Source organism: Clostridium celatum DSM 1785 (assembly GCF_000320405.1).
Classification (GTDB): Bacteria; Bacillota; Clostridia; order Clostridiales; family Clostridiaceae; genus Clostridium; species Clostridium celatum.
Genome location: NZ_KB291655.1, coordinates 1 through 23,949 on the forward strand (window position 1 = coordinate 1; position 23,949 = coordinate 23,949).

Genomic DNA, 23,949 nt, shown 5'->3' on the forward strand with positions numbered 1-23,949 from the left:
CTACGGATCAGTTTCTAGAGGATTCTATATTAGTAATGTTGATAAAAACTTAATTAAAGCTAAATTTGATAATGGAGTTTTAAATATTGAGTTACCTAAAAAAGAAATCTCTTCAAACAATAATAATAGGATTTTGATAGAATAACCCAATTAATTAATTCTTGTAGAAAGAAGGTGGTACCAAAGTTTCATCAAAAAAGCAGTTGCATATTTACTTTGCAACTGCTTTTTTTCTCCCAATAATAAGCTCTATTTATTTTCGTTATATTTTATTACACACTCTTTACAAATACATGCTTTCCCTTTTAAGTTTTCTGGTATTTGTTCTCTTAATTCTTTAGGAACTTTAATATTTTCACACCAACATCCTCCATGAGATAATCCTTTTTCATATGCACAATTATTAGGCTTTCCACAAAGAGGACAAATATTTTTATTAACTTCCATTATTACCACCATTCTTTCCTTTTTAAAACATTCTTGAGTTTTTTATATTATATCCTAATTTTTTTATTTATTAAACTGAAAAACTTTTCTTGAATTTACTACTGCCATTTTTGAAGAAGCAAATGCAGCTATTGGTATAGATAAAACAAGTGCAATTCCTCCCGCTAGCCCTTGAATAATCTCAATTACTATAACATCAATATTAATTAATTGCATATATGGTAGATTATACATAAAATAAATAACAACTATATTAATACTACTTCCTGTAAATGCTAATATTAATGTATTTGTCATTGTTCCCATTACATCTCTTCCAATGTTCATTCCTGATTTAAATAACTGTGAGCTAGTTAACTTATTATTTATTTCATTCATTTCAAATATAGAAGATGTTATAGACATAGTAGTATCCATTATTGCTCCTAATGAGGCAATAATTATTCCTGCAAATAAAAGTTCCTTTACTCTTAAAGAAGTATTTTGTGCAACAAATAATAAATCTTGAGCCTCATTTGTATTAAAACTTGAAATATTAGTTATAACCCCAAATAAATAAGCTAATACTCCTGCAATAGCAGTACATAAAATACAACTTAAACATGCAACTACTGTTTTCTTACTAAATCCATTAAGGGATAACATAGTAACTCCAGTTGATAATATTACTATAACTATTGATGCTATTATTGGATTAATACCCCTTATTATTAAAGGAATAAATAAAAATATTACACATACCATAGTAACTGCTAAAGAAAATATTGATTTTATTCCTTTTAATCCTCCTATAAATATTACAATAAGCATAAATATAAATACTAAAGTATAAATTGCAGTTTCTCTACTATAATTCACAATAACAGTTGTAATAAAATTATCATAACTTGAAATTATATATTTTGTTCCAACCTTTGCTGGTTTATTATCAACTCTACCTATAAAGTTATTTACAGAAACTATTTCATCTTTTCTTTCTCCACTTATAATCTTAAGCTCTAAGTTTTGTTTACCTATATTGATATACGGAAAATCTGGGTCTGGCTCTAGCTCTTCAGAAATTATGTTTATAACCTCTGCTTTTGCATATTCAATTCCTACAGGTCTATCTTCTGGTTTGTTATAACTTAAGGTTTTATTAAATATAATCAAAAATATAAAAAGCGATGCTATTGATATTATCCAAATTATGTTCTTCTTATTTATTTTAAAATTTTCTTTTTTTAATTTAACCATAAGTAAATTCCTCTTTACTATTAAATTTATTTAATTTCTCTTCTTTTTATATAATTATAGTTAATTTAAATTTAGCTAGTTATTTTAATAACTCCGTCCTTAACATTTAATTTCCCATAGTTGTCCTTTGTAGATAAAGTAGTTTTATCACTATCACCATTTACAGTTGCAAAAACGGCCTCTTCAATTTCAATAATAAGTTTATCACTTGGAATAACAGAATCTTTAAGCTTAAATACTAATTGAAATGGTATATCTTTTTTATCAACTTCAAATCCACTCTTAACATACGCATTTTTTCCTGCAGTAGTATCTAAATACATAGCTTTTATTACTCCATCTTTATTTGCCACATCTTTATTAAAGGTCCATTGTGGAATTTTATAAGAAGGTACACCATCTCTCTCTGGATCATAGTCATTATATGTTTCCATTGTACCTATATTAATTCCAACAAACTCTAGCTTATTATTATTAAACTTTATTGATACACTTGCAGCAGGATATTCATTGTCAGGTAAACTACTTAATACTGCTGGTATAATAATTTCATCTTTATTAGTTACAGAAATTTTTTCATTAGGAACTTTTAATGTTAATGTAGGTGCTTTTGTATTATTAAAAATCACTATACATATTCCTAAAATTAATAATAAAATTCCTCCACCTATCCATAGTTTTTTACTTTCTTTTATCCTCATAAATTTATCCACTCCCTCTATTTATTTTCTCATCTATATGCATATAATACATTATTTGACTAACTGCTTCATTGAGGTTAATGTTAAATATAGGTAATAAAAATTTAACATTAATAACTAAAAAAGTATTACAAAATAGATACTTAAATCCTTTTGTAATACTTTCTTTTACATTGTTAAATTATTTACTTAAATATTATTTTGATAAAACTTTGAATTCTTTACCTGATACATAATTATCAACTATATCTATAGCATCTCTTGTATTAATTCTTCCATCAGCGCTTACATTTATAGTTATCATATTTTTATTATCTAAATTTGATTTTCTTAACCAAGTGCTTACTGCTAATAAAGCATCTTGTGCATCTATTCCATCATTATTAATATCACCAAATATTACTGATTCAGCTTGTTCTTTACCTTCTGTTAATGTATAGCCATTTATATTAGATAAACTTTCCAAAGTAGTCTCTTCTGATACTAATGCAACATAAGTTACCTTTCCTGTTTTGTCTGTAAATTCTGGACTATAGTAGAAAATATCTTCACCAAACTTAATATTTGTTGTATTTTCTACTAATGTAAATTCTGCTGCAACAGCCTTCATATTTTCAGGAATTACATCAACTCCTTCTGATACATAAAGCTCTCTTGCACTTACTTGTGCTAATTCTTTTTCTACAAAAGTAATAGTACTCTTAGCATTTTTAGTATTGTATTCTATATCAATATCATCTTCGCATCTTAATACTAAGTCAGACATCGTAATATAAGTTTTATCATCTTTAGATTTATCTTCTTTTAAAGCAACTGTTAATGTAACTGCATTTTTATCTCCTGCTGTATTATTAACAAAAATAGGTTCATCATCTAAGTTTGCAAGAGCAACACGTAATTTTCCATCAACAACATTATAATCCCAGTTATTTGCCTTAATAACCTTGTTATTTAACTGAACTTCTTTAACTTCTAAGTCTTCTGGAATATTGAATTCCATTTCTGCAGCTCGTATTACAGAGTCTGTTGGTAATTCATTAACTATAACTGGAACCTTAAATTCAACACCTGATTTACCTTCAACATTTTCAACATCTGACATACTAACTGTATAAGGACTTTCTTCTAAATCTCTAACAACAGTTAAAGTATCATATAAATATTTATCTGTTGTTATAGTATCTGTTGTAGTATCATACTTAAACATATATGTGTTTAGTGTAAATTCATTTTCAGAAACTTCTACTTCAACAATTACTTGTTCCTTCTTAACATCACTGCCTGTATCAGTTGAATTTACATCTAAAAATGAATATCCTGGTGCAAGTAAATCTCCATCCCCTACTGTATAATTCTTTTTAGAGTACCACTTTAATCCACCAGCATGTCCTCCAACCATATATAATGGTACATTATCTGGATCTTCTACTGATCCATCCTCATTTGTTATTACTTCTGCCTTATATCCATTTTCATCAACAAATCCTCTTGAGTAAACATGGTCATGTCCTTGCATAACTACATCAACATCTAATTCTGTAAATATTGGAGCCCAATATTTTCTTGCTTCTATTATATCTGAATCAGTAATGTGAGATGCACCTGTATATATTGATTTATGGAAACCAACAAATGTCCATTGCCCTCTTTCCTTTGCATCTTTAACTACTGATTCTAAATATTCTTTTTGTTCTAATCTTGCATCAGCATCATATCTTGCAGCTTCTAAATTTAACATTATAAATGTTGCTGGACCGTAATCATAAGAATATACTATATTACCTGCTTCTGCTGGTGCATTAATATGTCTAGTTAATGAATTGTTATCATGATTACCTTGTACTACAGAAACTAAATTATTTGCAAACATATCTTGTCCACCTGTAGGGAAAGCTCCATCATTATTAAATAACAACTCCCATTGAGTTTCACTTGTTGCCTTATCTGTTGTATCTCCTGCTAAGTATACAAAATCTAAATCTTCAATTTTATTTACTTCTGCCAATGTAGCTCCTAAAGCTTTTGCATTAGTTTCATTTGATACTTGAGTATCTGCAATATATGCAAATTTAATAGTTTCTTTACTTCCTATTGCAGGTGCAGTCTTAAATTTACCACTAAAAGTGCTTTCTCCTGTACCTACTGTATATTCATATTGTGTATTAGGTTCTAAATTATTTACTGATATTTTATGAAAATATTTATCCGCATTTCCTATTGAGTTTTCACCAAGTACAGTTATTTTTTCACTGTCACCAACTTTATTTAATACAACCTTAGTTTCTAAATCTGAATTTATTGTTGTATAAGTAAAATTAACTTCTGTTGATGGATTTTCGCCCATATGAACATTTACTTGCTTTGGCATTGAATTTTCTTTTTCATTAATTACTTCTTCAAAAACTTCATCTTCTTCCTGAGAAACTTCAATAATTGCTTCATTGTTTAAGTCTACATTTAATGCATATGCATTACTAATGCCACCTAACATTGTTACAGACATGGCCATAGCTATGGATAATGTTATAGTTTTATTTCTTTTAATCATAAATATTTTCCCCCTATAATCTATATGGTATATTTTGTTTACACAATAGATATTATTCTATCCACGTTAGAAATTTATTAAATAACTGTTAGTATTTGTTAAATATAGGTTTATTTTTTCTTTACATAAAAAATACCTCTTAGCTTTTTATCACTAAGAGGTATCTTTATATTATTAAATCTTTACTGCTTCTCTACTAACAATGCCTTTACTTTTTATATCATTTATATCAAATATATTATTACTTAAAATTTCATTTGTAACATCTCTATATTCCTTTGTACTTTTGCACTTTGGATCATATAAAGATATTGGTAGCCCATTTGTTTGACTTTTTACTATTATGCTACTTTGATGTATTTCTGTATCAAAAATCTTATATTGATAAGATGCCTTTATATCTTCTCTAAAGCTTTCACTTAACTTCGTTCTTGAATCTACTCTTGTTAATAAAATTCCTTCAACTTTTAATTTCTTATTAAATGTCTTTTGAATTATTTTTATTGTTTTTGATAAATTTATAAGTCCTTGCATATTAAATAAAGATGGTTCCATTGGTATTATTAAACTATCACTTGCAACTAATGCATTAATAGTAGTGATAGATTGACTCGGAGGACAATCTATTAATATAAAATCATAATCATCTTTTAAATTTTCTTCTTCTATTAATTTTCTTAATATTCTTTTACAATTTCTTATCTTTACTAAAGATAAATCAGCATTACTAACTGCTGAATTACTAGGAATTATATCTAATCCATCTAATGTTACACATTTTTTTATTGTTTTTCTTAAAGACTTTTTCCCCCTAAGGCAATTAAGTAATGAGTCATTATCTGGTTTAAATCCTATACTTGTTGTTAAATTTGCTTGATAATCATTGTCTATTACCAATACTTTATAACCTGAATTAACTAATTCTGCTGCTATGTTTACTACTGTTGTAGTTTTAGCACATCCTCCCTTTTGATTCCAAACACTAATAACTTTCATCTCTTTCTCCCCTAACCCTCATACCATTTTGTTTATTTTTTATTTTTTCTTACTATAGTTCCGTAATATACAATATTTTGGTGACTTAACTATATAGCACTTATATTATACCATATTTTAGGATTAATTGTAATATTTTTACATAGAATTTTAAAAATTTCGTTTTGATGTTATGTTTAATAAGTCTTAAAATTTTATTAAGTATAAATAATAACAATATAAGCTCCAGTAACATAAAAATAAATATGCTATAAAAGACCACCATACTAAAAAGTATGGTGGTCTTTATTCATTCTTTTAAATGTTTCACTAATATAAAATTTAATTAATTATACTAATATCTACTTAATCTTCTTTAAACATAGAAACTTTATTCTCTTCAATAATCTTAGATGTATCACTTTCCATAACATAAAAAGTTCCTTCAAAGTTAACTAATTGTTGTATATCATTTTTAAATGTCATCTTATCATAAATTCTATTTCCTGATAAAATACTACAATTAAATGTTGGTTCAGTTAAAATTCCATCTACAGATATATCCTTAGCTTTAACTATAATTTCTTTATCTATCTTATTTTCAATACATAAATTTAAATTTATTTCATCTTCTTCATTACGACTCATTCTAATAAAATAAATTCTTGCTTTATCTGTATCTATTATTATATCTCCATCAACTTCATCTTCATTATTAATACTTTCATTTTCAACTAAAGTACTATCTTTTTCTGCAACCTCTTCTTCTGAAGTTTCTTTTATTTCTTCTACAACTTCTTCTTCCTCTTGTTTATCATTATTTATTGGTGTAATTCCAGTAAACTCTTGTAATGTCTTATCATCACTTAAAACTTCTTTAAGTTTACTTAATTCCTTATTACATTTACTATAACAAGTATTTAATTCATCCCTTACCCCTTCATTTTCTAAATATAAATCAAGGGAATTATTATAAATTTCTATTAATGCATCTAAAGAATATGGGAAATCCTTATTTTCTTCTACTGTATTTTTAACAATTGTATATTCACCTTTATAATAATCATCTAAATTTTTCCCAAGGTTTAATAATGTTGTTTCTAATTCACTTCTTGCATTATTAAGAAATTCTACATCTAATCTTTCTTTACTATATGTGCTTAATAAATGTTCATCAATAGTATATCTTGAAGCTAAATTAAACATCTCATCTAATAATTCACTAGTTACTCCAAAACATTCTTCAACTTTAAATTCTTTTTTAACTGATTTATTTTTATTTCTACTAAATAATCCCATAGTAAATACTCCTTTGTTTTTATAATATCTACTTTAAACTATACTACATTAATTATTGTTTTGTCAGTTATTTATCATTTCACGTATTATGCTTGTATCATATTTTGCATCTAGTATATCTGTTGTTTCATCTGAATTTTCCATTACTATTATGGTAATATCATTTTTAGGATTATATTCTGTATTTGAGTTAAATCCATCTATTACTCCACTATGCCTTATAATGCCATCATTAATAAAAAGACCATAACCATAACCATCAACAGGAGTAATCATTTGTTCATATGATTCCTTTGATAAAATATTACCTTTATGTAACATTCTATTCCACCTAAACATATCATACACATTTGCATAAATATTACCTGCTGCATAAGTAAAGTCAGGATTAGCTTCTATTTCTCCTGATACATCACTTCCATGTCCTTTAGCATCTGATTCAACTGTCTTCATACTACTAGTTATCATTTTACATGGTTTAAATATATTTTGTTCTACATACTCTTCAAATGATAATCCACTAGCTTGTTCGATAATTAATCCAAGTAGATAATAATTGGTATTACAATAATCATAACATTCTCCTGGTTCAAAACATAAGTCAGTTAAATATAAACTTTTTAATATTGTATCTTCTGACCATCTTTCATCCTCAACATACTTATCAAAATAAGCATCATTTTCATAATCCTTTAGAATACTTAAACATTCTTCTGATTTCATAAATAAATCTATCTCATTAAGATAATCTGGAATACCTGATCTCATTTGTAATAACTGTTTTACTGTAATCTTGTTTGCATACTGATATTTTGGAAAATATTTATCTATTGTATCATCAAGATTTATTTTCTTTTCCTCTACTAATTGCATTATTGCTGCTGCTGTAAATTGTTTTGTATTTGAGGCAATAGCAAATCGTGTTGTTAGTTTATTTTCTCTATTTTCATCATAATCTGCATATCCATATGCTTTAGCAAATTTAATTTCATCCCCTTGTGCAACAAGTGCTACTCCTTGAAATCTTTTGTTAGCATATTCTTCATCTAAAAATGCTTCTACATCTTCATATCCTGATTTCACAATTTTTTCTACATCATCATATCCTTCATCTTCAGAAGTTTCTTCAACTTCATCTACATTATCATTTATATCACTAGTATTTACTTCTACCTTTTCACCCTTCTCTTCTTCATTAGATTTTTCCTGTATGCTTGATACTGCTGGATTTTCTGTAGCCTTTGTATCACAACCTGATAAAGTTACTACACAACTAATAGTAAGTGCAGTCATCAACAATATATATTTTTTCTTCATAAATTTCCCCACCATTTTTATATTTTACTACTGATTATTGATAATAAAATTTTCATTAATTTATTCCTAATAAATTATATCTAGTAGTTACTATCTTATTATACTACTATTATACATAATTTTTTTATAAATTTAATTGGTATTTTTTTATTATGTTATAAATTTAGTAATTTATAATCTCCATACTGTAGCTTTAAAATAAACATCTCTTTTTAAGCAATTTAATTAATATTTATGAATAAATATTATATATAGTTAATTGCGTAAGGAGATGATATAAATGACATTAGACGAATTAGTTGTAGGAAAAAGTGCCACAATTGTAAACGTAGGTGGATATGGTTCATTAAGAAATCACCTTCTTGATATGGGTCTTACCCCGGGAACACAGGTTTCACTTATAAAAACAGCTCCTATGGGTGATCCTATTGAATTGCGTTTACGTGGATATGAACTTACATTAAGACTTGAAGAAGCTTCTAAAATAGAAATTACTGATATTCATGATACAAATCATATCAAAAGCTTTAAAGAAAGAATTGAAGATATCCCCCATCCGCAAGTTGGTGAAATGGGAATTTATCATGTAAATAAAAAAGGCGATGAATTATCTGCTGGTGATCCTTTAAGCTTTGGCTTAATTGGAAATCAAAATTGTGGAAAAACTACACTTTTTAATCAATTAACTGGAAGTAATCAACATGTAGGTAATTTTCCTGGTGTAACAGTTGATAGAAAAGATGGTATTATTAGAAACCATCCTGAAGCTACAGTTACAGATCTTCCTGGAATCTACTCTCTTTCTCCCTATACCGATGAAGAAATAGTTACTAGAGATTTTATCATTAATAATAAACCTAGAGGTATTATAAATATTATTGATGCAACTAATATTGAACGTAATCTTTATTTAACTATGCAATTAATTGAAATGGATCTTCCTCTCGTTATTGCACTTAATATGATGGATGAAGTTCAAGAAAATGGTGGAACAATTAACATTAATTTATTAGAACAAACTCTTGGTGTTCCTGTTGTCCCAATATCTGCATCTAAAAACATGGGAATTAATGAATTAATTGAACACGCTATACATGTTGCCCGTTACGATGAATGTCCAGGTAGATTAGATTTTTGTGATGAAACTGCCTCCTTAGAGCAAGCTGCCATTCATAGATGTATTCACGCAATATTACATTTAATTGAGGATCATGCTAATAATGCAAAAATTCCTGCAAGATTTGCTGCTACAAAACTTGTTGAAGGTGATCCTATCATTTTAAAAGCACTTAATCTAGATGATAATGAAAAGCAATTGCTTGAACATATTATTATTGAGATGGAAAATGAAACTGGAAAAGACAGACAAGCTTCTCTTGCTGATATGCGCTTTACTTTTATTACTAATGTATGTGATAACACAGTTATAAAGCCATTAGAAAGTAAATCTCATATGCGTAGTGTTAAAATTGATAATATACTTACTGGAAAATATACAGCTATTCCATCTTTTATAGCTATTATGTCTCTAGTTTTTTATCTTACATTTAATGTAATTGGCGCTACATTATCTGATTTATTAACACTTGGAATTCAGTGGTTCACTGATGTTTGTAACAATGCATTAACCTCTTACGGGCTTAATGAAGTAGTACGCTCTCTTGTAATTGACGGTATTTTTGGTGGAGTTGGAAGTGTACTTAGTTTTTTACCTATTATAGTTGTCTTATTTTTCTTTTTATCTATATTAGAAGATAGCGGATATATGGCAAGAATTGCTTTTGTTATGGATAAACTCCTTAGAAAAATTGGACTTTCTGGTAGAAGTTTTGTACCTCTTCTTATTGGATTTGGCTGCTCTGTTCCTGCAATTATGGCTACTAGGACACTTTCATCTGAGCGTGACCGTAAAATGACAATGTTATTAATTCCATTTATGAGCTGCTCTGCAAAACTTCCAATTTATGCACTATTTACTTATGCATTTTTTCCTAAACATCGTGCTTTAGTTATGGTAATTTTATATTTTTCTGGAATCATTGTTGGAATTTTATTTTCTTTACTTCTTAAAAATAGTGCCTTTAAAGGAGAGCCAATACCTTTTGTAATGGAATTACCAAACTATAGATTTCCTAGTCCTAAAAGTGTAGGTCAATTAATATGGAGTAAAGCAAAAGACTTTATAACAAAAGCATTTACTATTATTTTTATAGCAACTATTATTATTTGGTTTTTACAAACCTTTGATTCAAAATTAAATGTAGTAAGTGATTCTAAGTTTAGTTTATTAGCATCAATTGGTGGATTTATATCACCTTTATTTACTCCTCTAGGCTTTGGAGACTGGAGAATATCAACTGCATTAATTACTGGCTTCACTGCAAAAGAAAGTGTAGTTAGTACATTAACAGTATTATTAGGTGGTGATACATCTACTTTATCTACTTTATTTACACCATTTACAGCATTTGTATTTTTAATATTTACATTATTATATACTCCTTGTGTTGCTGCAATAGCTTGTATAAAAAGAGAGTTAGGTTCTAAAAAAGCTGCTATCGGTATAGTTATAATGCAATGCTGTATAGCTTGGCTTGTATCATTCTTAGTACGTATAGTAGGAATACTTTTGGGTTTTGCATAAAAAATAAAGCAGTTACTAAATTTAATGTTGTAACTGCTTTTCATTACTTTTAACTTAATCCTTTGTTACTACCTGGAATATTTATATCTTCACCTTCAAGCTTTTCATGAGCAATTTCCTCTATATCTATTAATCTTTGCTCTTGCTGTATTTCCTTATAAAACTCATCCTTATTTTTATTTTTTTTACTCACAAATAACACCTCTAATATAACTTTCTCTTTTATTTACTTTAATATAATTTTTATTATTTGCTATTTGGGAAATATTATTTATAGTACTAAAACTTCTTCATTGTTAATAAAATATTTATCATTATTAGAATACCTTTTTATTTTTAAGTATACTACAATTTTATATACTAATTATCTTTCATATATTGTATCGATACATTGGTATAATTATTTTATTTATTGTATTTTATTACTATAAATTTTTTTTGGGGGTTATCATGTCAAACAAAAATACTAATACTAGAGATATTACTAAAATTGCAATAATGGCTGCTCTTGTTTTTGTAGCAACGTATTTAATTAAAATTCCTTCTTTAAATGGCTATGTTCATTTAGGAGATTCAATGATTTTTATAGCTGTATTACTTTTAGGAAGTAAAAAAGGTGCTTTAGCTGGCGGTTTAGGGGCTGCTTTATGTGACTTATTAAGTGGTTATATGCAATATATTATTCCTACATTTTTTATTAAATTAATTATGGCTTTAATTATGGGAGTTATTGCAGAAAAACTAATTACTAAAACAAAATTTAGCTGGATTATTGGTGCCATCATCGGTGGTGCATTCCAAGTATTTGGATATGCCTTGGTAGAAACAATACTGTATGGCTTTGCTGGTGCAATTGCTTCTGTTCCAGGAAACATTATTCAATCTGTATCTGGCGTTATTATAGCTACAGTTTTAGTTATTATACTTGAAAAATCTCATGTGTTAAAAAAATTAAAAAATGTATAACTTATATATAAAAATGCTGTGCAAACATCTTATGCTTGTACAGCATTTATTTTTTATATGAAGTGATTATCAAAATAACATTTTCTAACACTTTACATATTTAAACTACTTCTATCATATCCACTTGAAATGTATATAATTTAATGATAAAGTTTATTTACAGATGTATATACACAATCGAAAGGGGTAAAAAAATGAAAAGATTAAAAGAATACTTAAATCATATTTTTATTGATGGATTAAGCGGTATGGCATTAGGGTTATTTTCAACCTTAATAATAGGAACAATAATACAACAAATAGGTAATCTTATTCCTGGAAATATAGGAGATATTATTTATCTTTTAGGCAAGATTGCTGCATCTACTACTTGTGCTGGTATAGGTGTAGGTATTGCTTATAAATTTAAAGAAAGCCCACTTGTAGTTATATCTGGAGCTGTAGCTGGTATGATTGGTGGGTTTGCAACTAAAATTCTTGCAGGAAGTATAATGACCGATACTGGTGCAATATTACTTGCAGGTCCTGGTGAACCCCTGGGAGCTTTTATTGCTGCTATAGTTGCTATAGAAATTGGACATGTTGTTTCTGGCAAGACAAAGGTCGATATAATTATTACTCCACTAGTTAGTATTGCTTCAGGTGCTTTAGTTGGATTACTTCTTAGTCCTCCAATATCAAACTTTATGACTTGGCTTGGAAATATTATAATGTTAGCAACAGAGCAACAACCTTTTATTATGGGAATGCTTGTTTCTGTAATAATGGGAATATTACTTACTCTTCCAATAAGTTCAGCTGCTATTGGTGTTATTTTAGGACTTAATGGAATAACTGCAGGTGCTGCTGTTGTTGGATGTTGTTGTCAAATGGTTGGGTTTTCAGTTGCAAGTTATAGAGAAAATAAAATTGGTGGATTACTAGCTCATGGTATTGGAACATCAATGCTTCAAATACCTAACATAATAAAAAAACCTGTTATCTGGTTACCAGCTATTATTTCTAGCGCTATTTTAGGACCAATTTCTACAACAGTTTTTGGTATGACTAATAATGCAACTGGATCTGGTATGGGATCAGCAGGATTTGTTGGTCAAATAATGGCATATCAAACTATGATAGAAACTACTGCACCAAGTATAGTTATATTACAAATTCTTTTAATGCATTTCATACTTCCAGCCATATTAACTCTGGCAGTATCTGAATTTATGCGTAAAAGAGAGTTCATAAAATTTGGTGATATGGCATTAGACTTATAAAGAAGAGAAGTGTGGTATATTTACTCAAGTAATATAACACACTTCTCTTCATCATGGTTATTAGTGATTATTTCTTTAATTCTATTACGTTTTGGATTAATGCTTTACATCTACCGCAAGCTGTTCCTGCTCCAGTTATTTCTCCAACTTCTTCAACTGTTTCAGCTCCATTTTTAACAGCATTAACAACATCTTCTAAAGAAGTATTTTTACATCCACATACAGATGCTAATATTTTTTCAATTTCACCTGCACATCTACCACATCCAGTAGCTGCACCTGTCATTTCCTTTATTTCATCTAATGTACGTGCCCCTTGAATCATTGCTTTTCTTATAGTTATGTAATCAACATTTTTACAGTGACAAATTATTTTATTTCCAGCCATATTATTTCCTCCTATTTATATACTATGTGTATAATTTTATATCTTTTCTCATATATTCTATAATCATACATTATATTATTCAATATTTATTTTTAAATAATACTATTTAACCGTATATTATTATTTAATATTATCTATCTATATTTCCTTATATTCCAGCTAAAGAGTGTTATTATTTAATATTAAATATACTTTATCTGTAACATCTTTACCACATCCAATTAAAATATTACCAATAAAATTAGTAATTATATAAACAAATTCAAAAAAATCCGTAATAGCTTTTACAACTATTACGGAATATATATTTATTACTAGAACCCAAATGGAATTCCAAATGCGAAGAATCCTAATAAAAGAATTGTCCATCCGATTAAGAAGCTTACTGAATAAGGCATCATTAATCTTATCATATCTCCAATTGTGTATTCTGGCTTGTACTTTCTCATAAATACTAAGATAATACCTGCATAAGACATTAATGGAGTTATTATATTAGTTGATGAGTTTGCAACTCTATAAGCAGCAGCAACAACTTCTGGTGTCATATTTGAATTTACTTGATATAACATTGGTAAGAATATTGGTCCAAGTAACATCCATTTTGAAGTTAATCCACCAACAAAAAGATTAATTACAGCTGTTATTAATATAAATCCGATTATTAAAAGTATTGGGAATTCTGATAAGTTCATTGACTTTAATAAGTTTCCACCTAAGTATGTAATATACGTTCCAAGTCCACTCTTAGATAATAATGCTAAGAAGTTGTATGAGAAGAATGTTAAAACAAGTACTGATCCCATTGTTCCCATTTGCTTTGACATACCTTTAACTACATCATTAGCAGTCTTGAACTTTCCAACTTTCATACCATAGAATACACCTGGCATAAAGAATAAGAATGTTATTATTAATATAATATTATCCATAAATGGTGTTACTTTTGAACCATCTTCAGCTATATATGTTGCTAAAGGTCCGAAGTATAATCCTACTACACATAATGCTGCAATTAAGAATCCTAAACCTGCAAATTTAAGAGCTTTATTTTCAACTGGTTTAACTGTAAAGTCATCTAAATTCATATCTTCTGGAATTACATAACTTTCTTTTTCAAGTCTTGGCTTAATTATCTTTATAGTTACAAAAGCACCTATAGCTGCTAATAAGAAAGTAGAAGCAACTACAAAGTAATAATGCATTGTTGCTGGATTTAAAGCTTGTCCTGCTGCATTAGCAAAAGGAATACCTTGTCCTTCAGCAAATATCTTTGCATTGTTACCAATAATAATATCTATTGGTGTAGCTGGTATTAAGTTTGCACTAAATCCTGCTGATACCCCAGCAAAAGCAGCTGCCATACCAATAAGTGGGTTTTTCTTTAACCCTGCATATAATAAACCTGCTAAAGGTATTAAAATTACATAACCTGCATCAGTAGCTATACTACTCATTATTCCTAAAAATACTAATACTATTGGAAGCATTTTATCAGAAACTTTTAATCCAACCTTTTTAATTAATGTAGATAAAAGACCTGATTCTTCTGCAAGACCAACTCCTAGCATAACAACAAGAATTGTACCTAATACTCCTCCACCATATGCTAACCAGTTGTTAAGTAATGCATTTGAAAATATCCATTGAATATTTTCTGAATCAAACATATTTAAAATAGTGTGTGTTGTATAACTACCATCACCATTCATAACATCAAATGTTTTTCCTCCTAAGAAGAAAGTTGCAGCTAATACAACAACATAAAATATTGCAAATATAATAACTGGATCTGGTATTTTCTTCCCTATTTTCTCAATTAGAGAAACTTTTTTCTTCTCTTGTAAATCAATGATTTTTTCTTCTTTTCTCTGTTCCATTTTATCCCCCTAAGTAAAATATTATTTTAAAATTTTTTGTATTTTTTAAACAAAAATCGACATACCTTTTTAGAGTAACTTCTGTTTTTTTAATTTTATAGTTAATTTACTATTATTTTACTATACAATTATTAATTTATCAACCTTTTTCATGTTTTTTTTGCAAACTTATTTATAAATTCTTTTATATATTTAAATTTTAATAATCCATTCCCATATTTTTAACATCTATATTACTATTTATTCCATATTTTACTGTTATTATTTATATTTTATTACATTTTATTGAATTTTATGGAATATTATAGGGTGAAATCTGTTTTTCCACAAAAAACTCATGTCCATAAACAATTAATTCACAGAATAATTTTGTTATTAAATTTCATTATTAATATAAAGAAATTTATCAATATTTAAATTTATAAATATCAAAATTTATTTATCAAAGCACTTAATTTTTTAAATAAATTTTTAAAGAAATTACTTTTAGATAAAATATCTGTATTAAACAAACAGGATACCACGAAGATTAAATCCTCTTGGTATCCTGTTTATTCTTTATAAAAAAATTATAATTTTTTAATCATTACTTAATCTATAAATGTAACTACTTCCTCTAATGGTTTACGTGGTGGTGAATTTGGTGTATCATCTTCTGAAACTCCAAGAGATATCATTGCCATTAAGTTATAGCCTTCCTTATTAAAGCTAATAAGTTCCTCAATTTCGCTCTTTGAATGAGTTGGCCCTGTCATATAGCAAGTGCCATAACCAAGTTCTGTTGCTGCTAATAAAAAGTTTTCTATAGCTGCTCCAATTCCTTGAGCTGCTGAATTAGGAAATCTTAATTCATTAATAACATCTTCACTAGCATTATTATCTCTAAGAATTGTTTCTTCTACCATATAATATTCCTTTGAATATACAACAATTACTACAGGCGCATTTTTAAAACATGTATAATACGGCAATACACTCATCATTTGTTTTCTTTGTTTTTCTTCTTTAGCTATGTCTGCTAAATGAATATGATTCTTTGTAACTATATTTCCTATTTCATTTATTAAATCTTTATTTTGTATTACAACAAAATGCCATGTTTGCTGATTTTTTGGCGATGGTGCATGTGTTGCTGCATCTAACATTTTAATAATATCTTCTTTAGGAACATTTATCTCTTTAAATTTTCTAACACTCTTTCTTTGGTATATAAAATCTAAACTCTTCATTTGCTTTCCTCTCCCTAACTTATATAGTTTTTAATCTATTGAATTATATTATATATTAAAAACTATATAATTAACTAATACAATTTATAATATAAAAATTTATAAATATTTCTTAATAATTCCCAAATAAGATTATTTTGCTTAAAATATTTTTAAAATTTTTTAAATTTGGCTATTACATACCAATAAGGTTAATATTCTCACTATGAATTTTGTATTATCACTGTTACATTTTTGACCTTCTTTTACTTTAATCATATAATATAGTTGTACAAAGAGATAAGGAAAGTACAAAAAATAAACCAAATGAAAATTTATAGATTAATTCAAATAAAACATCTTTTTGTAATAAAAGATGTAAGTTCGATTAACTAAATTAAAATTTGGAATTTCATTTAAGGAGGTCTTTGTATGTTTGGTTTAGTACCTTTTAAATTTAGCAATGGAGAAAATTACAAAGGAGTATCATTAAATGACATGATTCAAGACTTCTTTAATGATGATATTACATCACCATTTAATAGTAGTTCAAGTTTCAAGACAGATATTAAAGAGACACCTGAAGAGTATATTATTCATGCTGAATTACCAGGAGTTGAGAAAAAAGATATAAATATTGATTATAGCAATAATTATTTAACTATATCTGCTGTAAGAAACAATGAAAATGAAGAAAAAGCAAATAACTTTATAAGGAAGGAAAGACATTATGGTAAAATTTCAAGGGAATTTTATATTGATAATGTAGATAAAAATAAAATTCAAGCAAAATTTGAAAATGGTGTTTTAAATATTAAACTTCCAAAGAAGGAGCACATTGCAAATAGTGATAGCAGAATTTTAATTGAATAATTTATAATTTAAATCCTGTAGTTTACTAAATTTTATTAACTGTTGTTTTTAAATTTAAAAATTAAATTAAAATAAATGAAAGAGAGTGATTTTATGACATTATTTACAAACAACAAACATCAAAACTATAGATTTGAGTATAAAAAGGACCATATTTTAATTGATAAATTCTATAACACAACTAATAAATATGCACCTTATACTTCTATACTTTCAAGAACTGACTTGACTGAAGATGAATTTAATAAAATTTGTGAAGATTGGTATGCTAGAAAAATGAGAGAAGAAGCTGCAAGGGCTGCACATAAACACGTTAGCTAATAATTAGTATTCTTATATTTGAATAATAAATAAATAAAAACTGCCGTAAAACCCTTTAGTTTTATGGCAGTTTTTATTATCTAGTTTTCTTTTAAACTAATCTTTTTTTCTTTTAAAAATTGCAACTCCGGCTGCAGTTAATAATCCTCCTATTGCAGCTATAACACCTGTTCCTACAACTGCACCAGTTTGTGGTAAATTCTCTGTTGGTTTATTTGGCTTTTCAGAAGTTTCTGGTTTTGATGTCTCTGGCCTTACTGGCGTCTCTGGTATTTCTGGAACTTCAGGGGTTTCTGGAACTTCAGGACTTTCTGGAACTTCTGGTATTTCTGGAATTTCTGGGACTTCTGGCGTTTCCACTGAATCTATAAATGCCTTTGTCTTTTCTATTAAATCCTCATATGCTAATACTTTTTCATCTTCAGTAGCCATATCTGAAGCTAGTTTTTCCTTTATGTTTGCTAAACTTTCTTCTAAAGCAATTCTTTCCTCAGTTACTTTTTCACTTTTTAATGCTTCTTCAGCTGTAGCTATGGCACTATTAATTTTTTCCATTATTGAATCTAAAGATACAAACGTAGGCTTAATTTCAAATATTTCTGGTCTTCCAGCATCACTTTCCCATACTAACTTAACAGCTACTATATTTCTTGGATTTTCTAAATGTAACTCTTTTAATGCTTCATCTAAAATTCCAAGTTCTATTGTTTCACCATTAATTGTTTCTGCAATAACTTTTGCTCCTGATATATTATCTGCACCTTGAACCACTGTAACCTTTGAAGTTAATTTACCATCAAATATTCTATAAGTTAAAGTGTCTCCTGCTACTATATCTCTAGTAGGTATATAAGCTGTATTTAAGTCATTATCTCTTATATTTTCAGTTCTATCTACATAAGTTCCGCTTGCTGTTGCACTTGTCTTATATTCTTTTTCTGTTGTATTTACAGCAATCATTCTAACTCTTGTCCATGGAAACTCTTCATTTCTATCTGAAATAACTCTCACATATCTTACATTTATGTCTAAGTCTTTAATTAAAGTTTCTGGTCCTGTGATTACTCCTACCTTAGTCCAGTTTTCTCCATCTACTGAATACTCTACATCTCCTGAAAGTATATCAGCTCCTGGTCCTTGAACTATTCTAATATCTCTTACATGCTTAACCTTTCCATAATCTAATTGAACAAATTCTCCTTCAAATATATCGTCTGAACACACAAATTGAGATGATATATCATTGTCAGCTGCATATCTTGGATGTATAAGATCATTTGTACTTATACGTCTATTAGTTGTAACTTCTGCAATATCAAATCCTTCAGTATATACCTTAATATTTTCTATGTTAACCTTTGTATCATTAATAGCTTTTATTCTAAAGTACTTTCCTACTACTGGATCATCAACTCTAAATGATGTTCCTTCGGCTACCTTTTCCCATTGAGCATTATCAATTGAGCTTTCTATAACAAAATCAGATTCATTCATATTTCCATTAGCAGTTACAGCAACTATATGTTTAACATCATTTAAAGCTAAACCTATAGTATCACCAGCTTTTAATGATACCTCTCCTATATTTTCTACTAATGTTACTTCCTCTGTACCTTCTACACTTTTCTTAGCTATAGCTGTTTCTGATTTTATATTTCCTATAACATTTTCTAATGTTTTTCCTGTATTAACTTTAAAATCTCTTATATATAATTTCTTATCTGAATCTTCAGTAATTCTGTATCTTACATATCTAGCTTCTATATCGCATTCTGCTAATAAATCATATTGTCCATCATTAACTTTAAGTTCTGTCCAATTTTCTCCATCTACTGAATATTCAAGAACACCCGTTGTTACTATATCCTCATCATAGCAAGTTCTACCCATTGCTAAAAATACGTCTTTTATAGTTTCTACTTGTCCTAAGTCAAAGCCCATATATTCACCTGCTTTAACTGTTTCTCCAGATACAAACCCTGAATCATTTCTATCGTCAACAATATATTCTGGTAAATATATATCTTTTAAAAACCATTTATCTGTTGTTGGTCCTTCAATATTCATTATTGGGGTATAATTATATTTCTTCGTAAATATTTCATCCTCTAATATAGTAGTTTTATCATTGAAATACTTACTTCCAATATCATGAGATTCTTATAAATGGATCTACCACTTTTTCTGCAATTATACCTTCTAAAGAATCTAATTCTGCTAAAGCTTTCATACCTTCATATTTTTTATTCCAGAATCCAACCATATCATCATTTTGTATAGATTCAAGCATAGAAACTATACCTAATCCAACTTCTCCATACTTTTCAAACTTAACAAGTTGCTTTTCCATTTGAGATAATAATTCTTCATTATCTAACTTTTCTCTTAATGAATCAGGAGTACTGATCATTTTTTCAAATTCACTCTTTAAAGTAGCTAATTCAGAAGAAACATCTTCTCCATTATCCCATTTTTCCCACATTGTTTCTATAAAGCTATCTAATTCTGGCGAGTCTGGTCTACCTGTATCTAATCTAGTTGAATGATCTGCAACATATTTTAATTCTTCCTTTGCCTCTCCCCCAACTACTTTTAATGCATTATCCCATGATCTTTCATAATCATATGCTTTAGTATTCCACGCATAATCTGCACCTGTTAAAGTTGATATTTTTGATGCTTCTGCAAATCTCATTGGATTAATAATAAATCCTGACATTTTTTCATCTAAATTATTATCAAAACCATACATAGGTCCTAAGCCTAATTTATCTTCTTTATAATCATTAACAGGATAGTTCCACCATAACATCATTTTCTTGCCATATATATTTGTTACCACATCTACATCTTCCATAGTAACACCATGGGATGGTATAACATGATGACCTGTCCACATTACTTCTATATCTTCATCTAAAGTTTCAGCAAAATCTTTAGTATACTTCTGAATAGTTACTCCATCTAAATCAAACATTGATGTTTCCCAATATTCCTTTGGAACTGTAATTAATGATTTTACTCCATCTTTTACTTTTACAAACTCTTCATTAAATCTATTTAATATTTCTGCATGCTTATCACCTTGGCTATGTTCAATATCATCCCAAAGAATAGCAAATCTTCTAACACCCATCTCATATAATGTTTCACACTTATTTAATAGCGCTTGAAAATCTGCTTCCCCTTCTTCACCATCAAATTTAATATCTATTCCTGGTGATATAGCAAATATAAAATCAACTTTATTTTCATTAGCTGTATAAATAAGCTCTTGCATTCTATCTAATTCTGATTCTGGATATGGTTCTCTCCATAAATCTCTATGATATGGATCTGATTTTGGTGCATATATATATGCATTCATTTTATTTTCACCATACATTTTTAATTGATCTAATCTTTCTTCTTGAGTCCAAGGTGTTCCATAAAACCCTTCAACTACAGCTCTTAATTCTATATTGGGTTCATCTTTTATGACAACTTCTTCAATATTTTTATCATTATCATTTTCTATAATTTGCTTTAATGTTTGAACCCCATAAAATGTTCCTGATTCATCATTACCTCTAATTATTATCTTATCTCCAGCTTCATCATCTTTAGCTGCTAAAATATAACCTTCTGATTTAGTAACAGTTGAAGTATCAACTGCTAACTCAGTAATAGCATCTTCCATTTCAACTATATTATCATTTACTTCTCCAATATATATAGTAGTAGCTCCTTCAACTGGTATTTCATTAACAGTTATATCCATATTAGTTAAAATACTTTTTAATAACTCTACTGCATATAAATCTGCTTGATCTGCACCTATTATATTAATAGTTTCTGTTAATTCAACTTGTCCATTTAATATTTCCATACTCTGAGGAAGTGGATTAATTGTTAATTTCTTTTCAGATAATGTATTCACTACCTCATTTGTTATTTCTGTAGTAGCTTGTACACTTATCGATGCCATAGAGTTTATTGCTAACATTATAGCTAAACTTACTCCAACTTTTTTTGCAAATTTTTCTCTTGCCATAAATATTCTCTCCCTTACTTCTACTAGTGTTGTGTTTATAATTAAACGATAATTAAATATAAGTCAAAAAAATACATCCATTTTTGCATTTTTTAGTATTTTATGTCATATATTCTCTCAAAATATAATTTAGCATATTTTTTACCTTCTGTAAACATTTTCTTAGATTTTAATTAATAAAAAACTGCTGTAAAACATTTTAGTTTTACAGCAGTTTTTACAAATCTATTCGTCTACTTCAGTTTTTGCCGCTTCAATCATAACAAATATGGCAGTTAAAATATGCATAATCATTCCGACAAATGGTATCCATCCAATTGCATTACCTACAATACCTAAAATGCTTCCTGTAATAGGTAAATTTTCTTTTTTAGATAATACTAAATTTACAATGTGAAAAGTTAACATTGCTATTAATGGGGTCCATGCCAAAGATAATATTATACTTGCACCTAGTACAGGAATTCCAAGTAAAGCTTCTATTCCACCTGCAACCCACTTAGTTACTTTAATAGTACTTTTCATATAATCTCCTATTTATATATTTATTAGTTCATTATTATATATTCATAAGTCTACTATTTAATTCTAAGTTTACAAGCTACACTTATACATATTTTATCCTTCTATAAAATATTAATTAATTCATTAATACAGCTATTATTTCATTTATTGTAAATACATTATTAGTTTCAAAAATCTCTGCTAATGACTCTATATTTTCTTCTAAGTGTTCGATATCTTTAGAGTAAGTATGAGATATATCTACCATATCTTCATTAGTAAAATCACCTTCTTCAGTAAATCTTACTACAGATAATTCTTTAATCATTAAATAACTTACTATAGCAGTTTTTACTTTTGCAGATACATCATAATCAAAAACAGCCTTCATGAAATATCTAAATATGAAATATACTAAAATATGCTCAAATTCATACATATTTTCTTCATAATATTTATTAAAAGCCTTATGTTTATATAAATAAATTTCCTTATCATCTTCACTTTGCCAGAATATTCTTAAAGCATTTTCTAATCCAAGAGGATCATTAGGCGTTATATGTTTTAAGCTTTTAAATACATTAAAATATTCATATACATTCTTATATTTAGTAGTTTCATCATTTTTATATTCTTCTAAACTATCTATGATTTCCCTTATATAATCTTCTTTTAAATATTTTTCTCTAATAGCTTTTATGCTTATTATTTCATTTTCATCTATTTTATCTTGAATTTCCTTAGTAAAATTAAGAACTATGGAAGCTCTTGTATTTAAATCTATACTTCTATTTTGAAGAATATCAATAACTATTTTTCTGCATTGCATAAGCTCAATATAAAGCATAGCATTAATATCATTATATCTATTAACTTCTTCATCATTTTCACTTAATTCAAAAGTTACCTTTTTAGAATCTCTTAAAATTATTCTACAAGCTTCAGGACATGATAATGATATTCCTATTTCTCTTAAAGAGCCAAACTCCTCCATATATCTTGGATATTGTTTGCAAGTATACGATAACCCCTCTTCTCCAAGCTCCTTATATATATCACATAATTTATTTTCTGCTAAAAAAGGACAGTTATTTCCCTTTAAAACAAATATATTTTCTCCAGCCTCATTTACTATCTCATTTTTTAATCTTTCTCCAAAGCACCCTTCTACCTTTTGATACTTTTTATATGTTTCATCATCAATTACAATTCCCCATCCAGCACAACATGTATCTTCACATTCTGATGCTATACATTTAAAATCTTTAAAATATTCTGGTACTCGTATTTTCATTTTCTACCTCACATCTTATGTTTATTACATCTAAATATCTTTCAGCCTTTATT

The 23,949-nt window shown here is 27.7% G+C and carries 21 protein-coding genes; 6 read left to right on the plus strand and 15 right to left on the minus strand.

Going from position 1 to position 23,949, the window contains the following annotated elements; all coding sequences use genetic code 11:
- A partial coding sequence (locus tag HMPREF0216_RS17925; protein ID WP_005214091.1) for an Hsp20 family protein occupies positions 1–145 on the plus strand: 145 nt, incomplete at its 5' end.
- Between the two features lie 104 nt (positions 146–249).
- Here the strand turns inward: HMPREF0216_RS17925 and HMPREF0216_RS10695 are convergent.
- The 7 genes from HMPREF0216_RS10695 to HMPREF0216_RS10725 all read right to left on the minus strand — a co-directional run bounded on the left by HMPREF0216_RS10695 (position 250) and on the right by HMPREF0216_RS10725 (position 8,523).
- Entirely contained in the window at positions 250–447 is a 198-nt protein-coding gene (locus HMPREF0216_RS10695; protein WP_040419691.1) for a cysteine-rich CWC family protein, read from the minus strand.
- A 63-nt stretch (positions 448–510) separates the two neighbouring features.
- Entirely contained in the window at positions 511–1,683 is a 1,173-nt protein-coding gene (locus tag HMPREF0216_RS10700; RefSeq protein WP_005214096.1) for a YibE/F family protein, read from the minus strand.
- A gap of 71 nt (positions 1,684–1,754) precedes the next feature.
- The gene (locus HMPREF0216_RS10705; RefSeq protein ID WP_040419693.1) at positions 1,755–2,384 is read right to left on the minus strand and encodes a hypothetical protein; all 630 of its coding nucleotides are present in this window, start codon (positions 2,382–2,384) and stop codon (positions 1,755–1,757) included.
- 196 nt (positions 2,385–2,580) lie between these two features.
- Entirely contained in the window at positions 2,581–4,932 is a 2,352-nt protein-coding gene (locus HMPREF0216_RS10710; RefSeq protein WP_005214099.1) for a metallophosphoesterase, read from the minus strand.
- Positions 4,933–5,106: 174 nt separating this feature from the next.
- Positions 5,107–5,928: a ParA family protein gene (locus HMPREF0216_RS10715; protein ID WP_005214101.1), complete on the minus strand. Its 822-nt coding sequence runs from the start codon at positions 5,926–5,928 to the stop codon at positions 5,107–5,109.
- 345 nt (positions 5,929–6,273) lie between these two features.
- Positions 6,274–7,206 carry a hypothetical protein gene (locus tag HMPREF0216_RS10720; protein ID WP_005214102.1) on the minus strand — a complete coding sequence of 311 codons (933 nt, stop codon included), beginning with the start codon at positions 7,204–7,206 and terminating at the stop codon, positions 6,274–6,276.
- 63 nt (positions 7,207–7,269) lie between these two features.
- Positions 7,270–8,523: a serine hydrolase domain-containing protein gene (locus HMPREF0216_RS10725; RefSeq protein ID WP_040419694.1), complete on the minus strand. Its 1,254-nt coding sequence runs from the start codon at positions 8,521–8,523 to the stop codon at positions 7,270–7,272.
- A 280-nt stretch (positions 8,524–8,803) separates the two neighbouring features.
- Here HMPREF0216_RS10725 and feoB point away from each other — a divergent pair, with 280 nt between their 5' ends.
- Positions 8,804–11,167, plus strand: coding sequence for a ferrous iron transport protein B (gene feoB, locus HMPREF0216_RS10730; protein WP_005214106.1), 2,364 nt, complete (start codon positions 8,804–8,806; stop codon positions 11,165–11,167).
- A gap of 49 nt (positions 11,168–11,216) precedes the next feature.
- Here feoB and HMPREF0216_RS17135 read toward each other — a convergent pair whose 3' ends face one another.
- Positions 11,217–11,360 (minus strand): hypothetical protein, encoded by a 144-nt coding sequence (locus HMPREF0216_RS17135; RefSeq protein ID WP_157464285.1) that lies wholly within the window; start codon positions 11,358–11,360, stop codon positions 11,217–11,219.
- A 257-nt stretch (positions 11,361–11,617) separates the two neighbouring features.
- Between HMPREF0216_RS17135 and HMPREF0216_RS10735 the strand changes: the two genes are divergently transcribed.
- On the plus strand, positions 11,618–12,133 hold the full coding sequence (locus tag HMPREF0216_RS10735) for an ECF transporter S component (RefSeq protein ID WP_005214109.1): 516 nt from the start codon (positions 11,618–11,620) through the stop codon (positions 12,131–12,133).
- Between the two features lie 194 nt (positions 12,134–12,327).
- Positions 12,328–13,395 carry a PTS sugar transporter subunit IIC gene (locus HMPREF0216_RS10740; RefSeq protein WP_005214110.1) on the plus strand — a complete coding sequence of 356 codons (1,068 nt, stop codon included), beginning with the start codon at positions 12,328–12,330 and terminating at the stop codon, positions 13,393–13,395.
- Between the two features lie 67 nt (positions 13,396–13,462).
- On the opposite strand, the gene HMPREF0216_RS10745 is transcribed toward HMPREF0216_RS10740, so the two are convergent.
- The 3 genes from HMPREF0216_RS10745 to HMPREF0216_RS10755 all read right to left on the minus strand — a co-directional run bounded on the left by HMPREF0216_RS10745 (position 13,463) and on the right by HMPREF0216_RS10755 (position 16,892).
- Positions 13,463–13,783: a (2Fe-2S)-binding protein gene (locus tag HMPREF0216_RS10745; RefSeq protein WP_005214112.1), complete on the minus strand. Its 321-nt coding sequence runs from the start codon at positions 13,781–13,783 to the stop codon at positions 13,463–13,465.
- A 314-nt stretch (positions 13,784–14,097) separates the two neighbouring features.
- Complete coding sequence (locus HMPREF0216_RS10750; RefSeq protein ID WP_005214113.1) at positions 14,098–15,663, minus strand: AbgT family transporter; 1,566 nt, start codon at positions 15,661–15,663, stop codon at positions 14,098–14,100.
- 590 nt (positions 15,664–16,253) lie between these two features.
- A complete protein-coding gene (locus tag HMPREF0216_RS10755) occupies positions 16,254–16,892 on the minus strand; it encodes a nitroreductase family protein (RefSeq protein ID WP_005214114.1) in 639 nt (212 codons plus the stop codon).
- A 411-nt stretch (positions 16,893–17,303) separates the two neighbouring features.
- Between HMPREF0216_RS10755 and HMPREF0216_RS10760 the strand changes: the two genes are divergently transcribed.
- Entirely contained in the window at positions 17,304–17,744 is a 441-nt protein-coding gene (locus tag HMPREF0216_RS10760; RefSeq protein WP_005214115.1) for an Hsp20/alpha crystallin family protein, read from the plus strand.
- A gap of 93 nt (positions 17,745–17,837) precedes the next feature.
- Positions 17,838–18,065 carry a hypothetical protein gene (locus HMPREF0216_RS10765; protein ID WP_040419696.1) on the plus strand — a complete coding sequence of 76 codons (228 nt, stop codon included), beginning with the start codon at positions 17,838–17,840 and terminating at the stop codon, positions 18,063–18,065.
- Between the two features lie 96 nt (positions 18,066–18,161).
- Here the strand turns inward: HMPREF0216_RS10765 and HMPREF0216_RS17745 are convergent, their stop codons facing one another.
- The 4 genes from HMPREF0216_RS17745 to fliB form a co-directional block, all read right to left on the minus strand.
- The gene (locus HMPREF0216_RS17745) at positions 18,162–20,132 is read right to left on the minus strand and encodes a discoidin domain-containing protein (protein ID WP_005214119.1); all 1,971 of its coding nucleotides are present in this window, start codon (positions 20,130–20,132) and stop codon (positions 18,162–18,164) included.
- Between the two features lie 82 nt (positions 20,133–20,214).
- Complete coding sequence (locus tag HMPREF0216_RS17750; protein ID WP_005214120.1) at positions 20,215–22,098, minus strand: glycoside hydrolase family 84 protein; 1,884 nt, start codon at positions 22,096–22,098, stop codon at positions 20,215–20,217.
- 225 nt (positions 22,099–22,323) lie between these two features.
- Positions 22,324–22,623 carry a hypothetical protein gene (locus HMPREF0216_RS10780; RefSeq protein ID WP_005214123.1) on the minus strand — a complete coding sequence of 100 codons (300 nt, stop codon included), beginning with the start codon at positions 22,621–22,623 and terminating at the stop codon, positions 22,324–22,326.
- Between the two features lie 115 nt (positions 22,624–22,738).
- Positions 22,739–23,896 carry a flagellin lysine-N-methylase gene (fliB, locus tag HMPREF0216_RS10785; RefSeq protein ID WP_005214125.1) on the minus strand — a complete coding sequence of 386 codons (1,158 nt, stop codon included), beginning with the start codon at positions 23,894–23,896 and terminating at the stop codon, positions 22,739–22,741.
- Between the last annotated feature and the right edge of the window lie 53 nt (positions 23,897–23,949).

Excerpts from the sequence above, each read along its gene's own strand:
- HMPREF0216_RS10695 (WP_040419691.1), bottom strand. The coding sequence starts at position 447 with ATGGAAGTTAATAAAAATATTTGTCCTCTTTGTGGAAAGCCTAATAAT.
- HMPREF0216_RS10700 (WP_005214096.1), bottom strand. The coding sequence starts at position 1,683 with ATGGTTAAATTAAAAAAAGAAAATTTTAAAATAAATAAGAAGAACATA.
- HMPREF0216_RS10705 (WP_040419693.1), bottom strand. The coding sequence starts at position 2,384 with ATGAGGATAAAAGAAAGTAAAAAACTATGGATAGGTGGAGGAATTTTA.
- HMPREF0216_RS10710 (WP_005214099.1), bottom strand. The coding sequence starts at position 4,932 with ATGATTAAAAGAAATAAAACTATAACATTATCCATAGCTATGGCCATG.
- HMPREF0216_RS10715 (WP_005214101.1), bottom strand. The coding sequence starts at position 5,928 with ATGAAAGTTATTAGTGTTTGGAATCAAAAGGGAGGATGTGCTAAAACT.
- HMPREF0216_RS10720 (WP_005214102.1), bottom strand. The coding sequence starts at position 7,206 with ATGGGATTATTTAGTAGAAATAAAAATAAATCAGTTAAAAAAGAATTT.
- HMPREF0216_RS10725 (WP_040419694.1), bottom strand. The coding sequence starts at position 8,523 with ATGAAGAAAAAATATATATTGTTGATGACTGCACTTACTATTAGTTGT.
- feoB (WP_005214106.1), top strand. The coding sequence starts at position 8,804 with ATGACATTAGACGAATTAGTTGTAGGAAAAAGTGCCACAATTGTAAAC.
- HMPREF0216_RS10735 (WP_005214109.1), top strand. The coding sequence starts at position 11,618 with ATGTCAAACAAAAATACTAATACTAGAGATATTACTAAAATTGCAATA.
- HMPREF0216_RS10740 (WP_005214110.1), top strand. The coding sequence starts at position 12,328 with ATGAAAAGATTAAAAGAATACTTAAATCATATTTTTATTGATGGATTA.
- HMPREF0216_RS10745 (WP_005214112.1), bottom strand. The coding sequence starts at position 13,783 with ATGGCTGGAAATAAAATAATTTGTCACTGTAAAAATGTTGATTACATA.
- HMPREF0216_RS10750 (WP_005214113.1), bottom strand. The coding sequence starts at position 15,663 with ATGGAACAGAGAAAAGAAGAAAAAATCATTGATTTACAAGAGAAGAAA.
- HMPREF0216_RS10755 (WP_005214114.1), bottom strand. The coding sequence starts at position 16,892 with ATGAAGAGTTTAGATTTTATATACCAAAGAAAGAGTGTTAGAAAATTT.
- HMPREF0216_RS10760 (WP_005214115.1), top strand. The coding sequence starts at position 17,304 with ATGTTTGGTTTAGTACCTTTTAAATTTAGCAATGGAGAAAATTACAAA.
- HMPREF0216_RS10765 (WP_040419696.1), top strand. The coding sequence starts at position 17,838 with ATGACATTATTTACAAACAACAAACATCAAAACTATAGATTTGAGTAT.
- HMPREF0216_RS17745 (WP_005214119.1), bottom strand. The coding sequence starts at position 20,132 with ATGAATATTGAAGGACCAACAACAGATAAATGGTTTTTAAAAGATATA.
- HMPREF0216_RS17750 (WP_005214120.1), bottom strand. The coding sequence starts at position 22,098 with ATGGCAAGAGAAAAATTTGCAAAAAAAGTTGGAGTAAGTTTAGCTATA.
- HMPREF0216_RS10780 (WP_005214123.1), bottom strand. The coding sequence starts at position 22,623 with ATGAAAAGTACTATTAAAGTAACTAAGTGGGTTGCAGGTGGAATAGAA.
- fliB (WP_005214125.1), bottom strand. The coding sequence starts at position 23,896 with ATGAAAATACGAGTACCAGAATATTTTAAAGATTTTAAATGTATAGCA.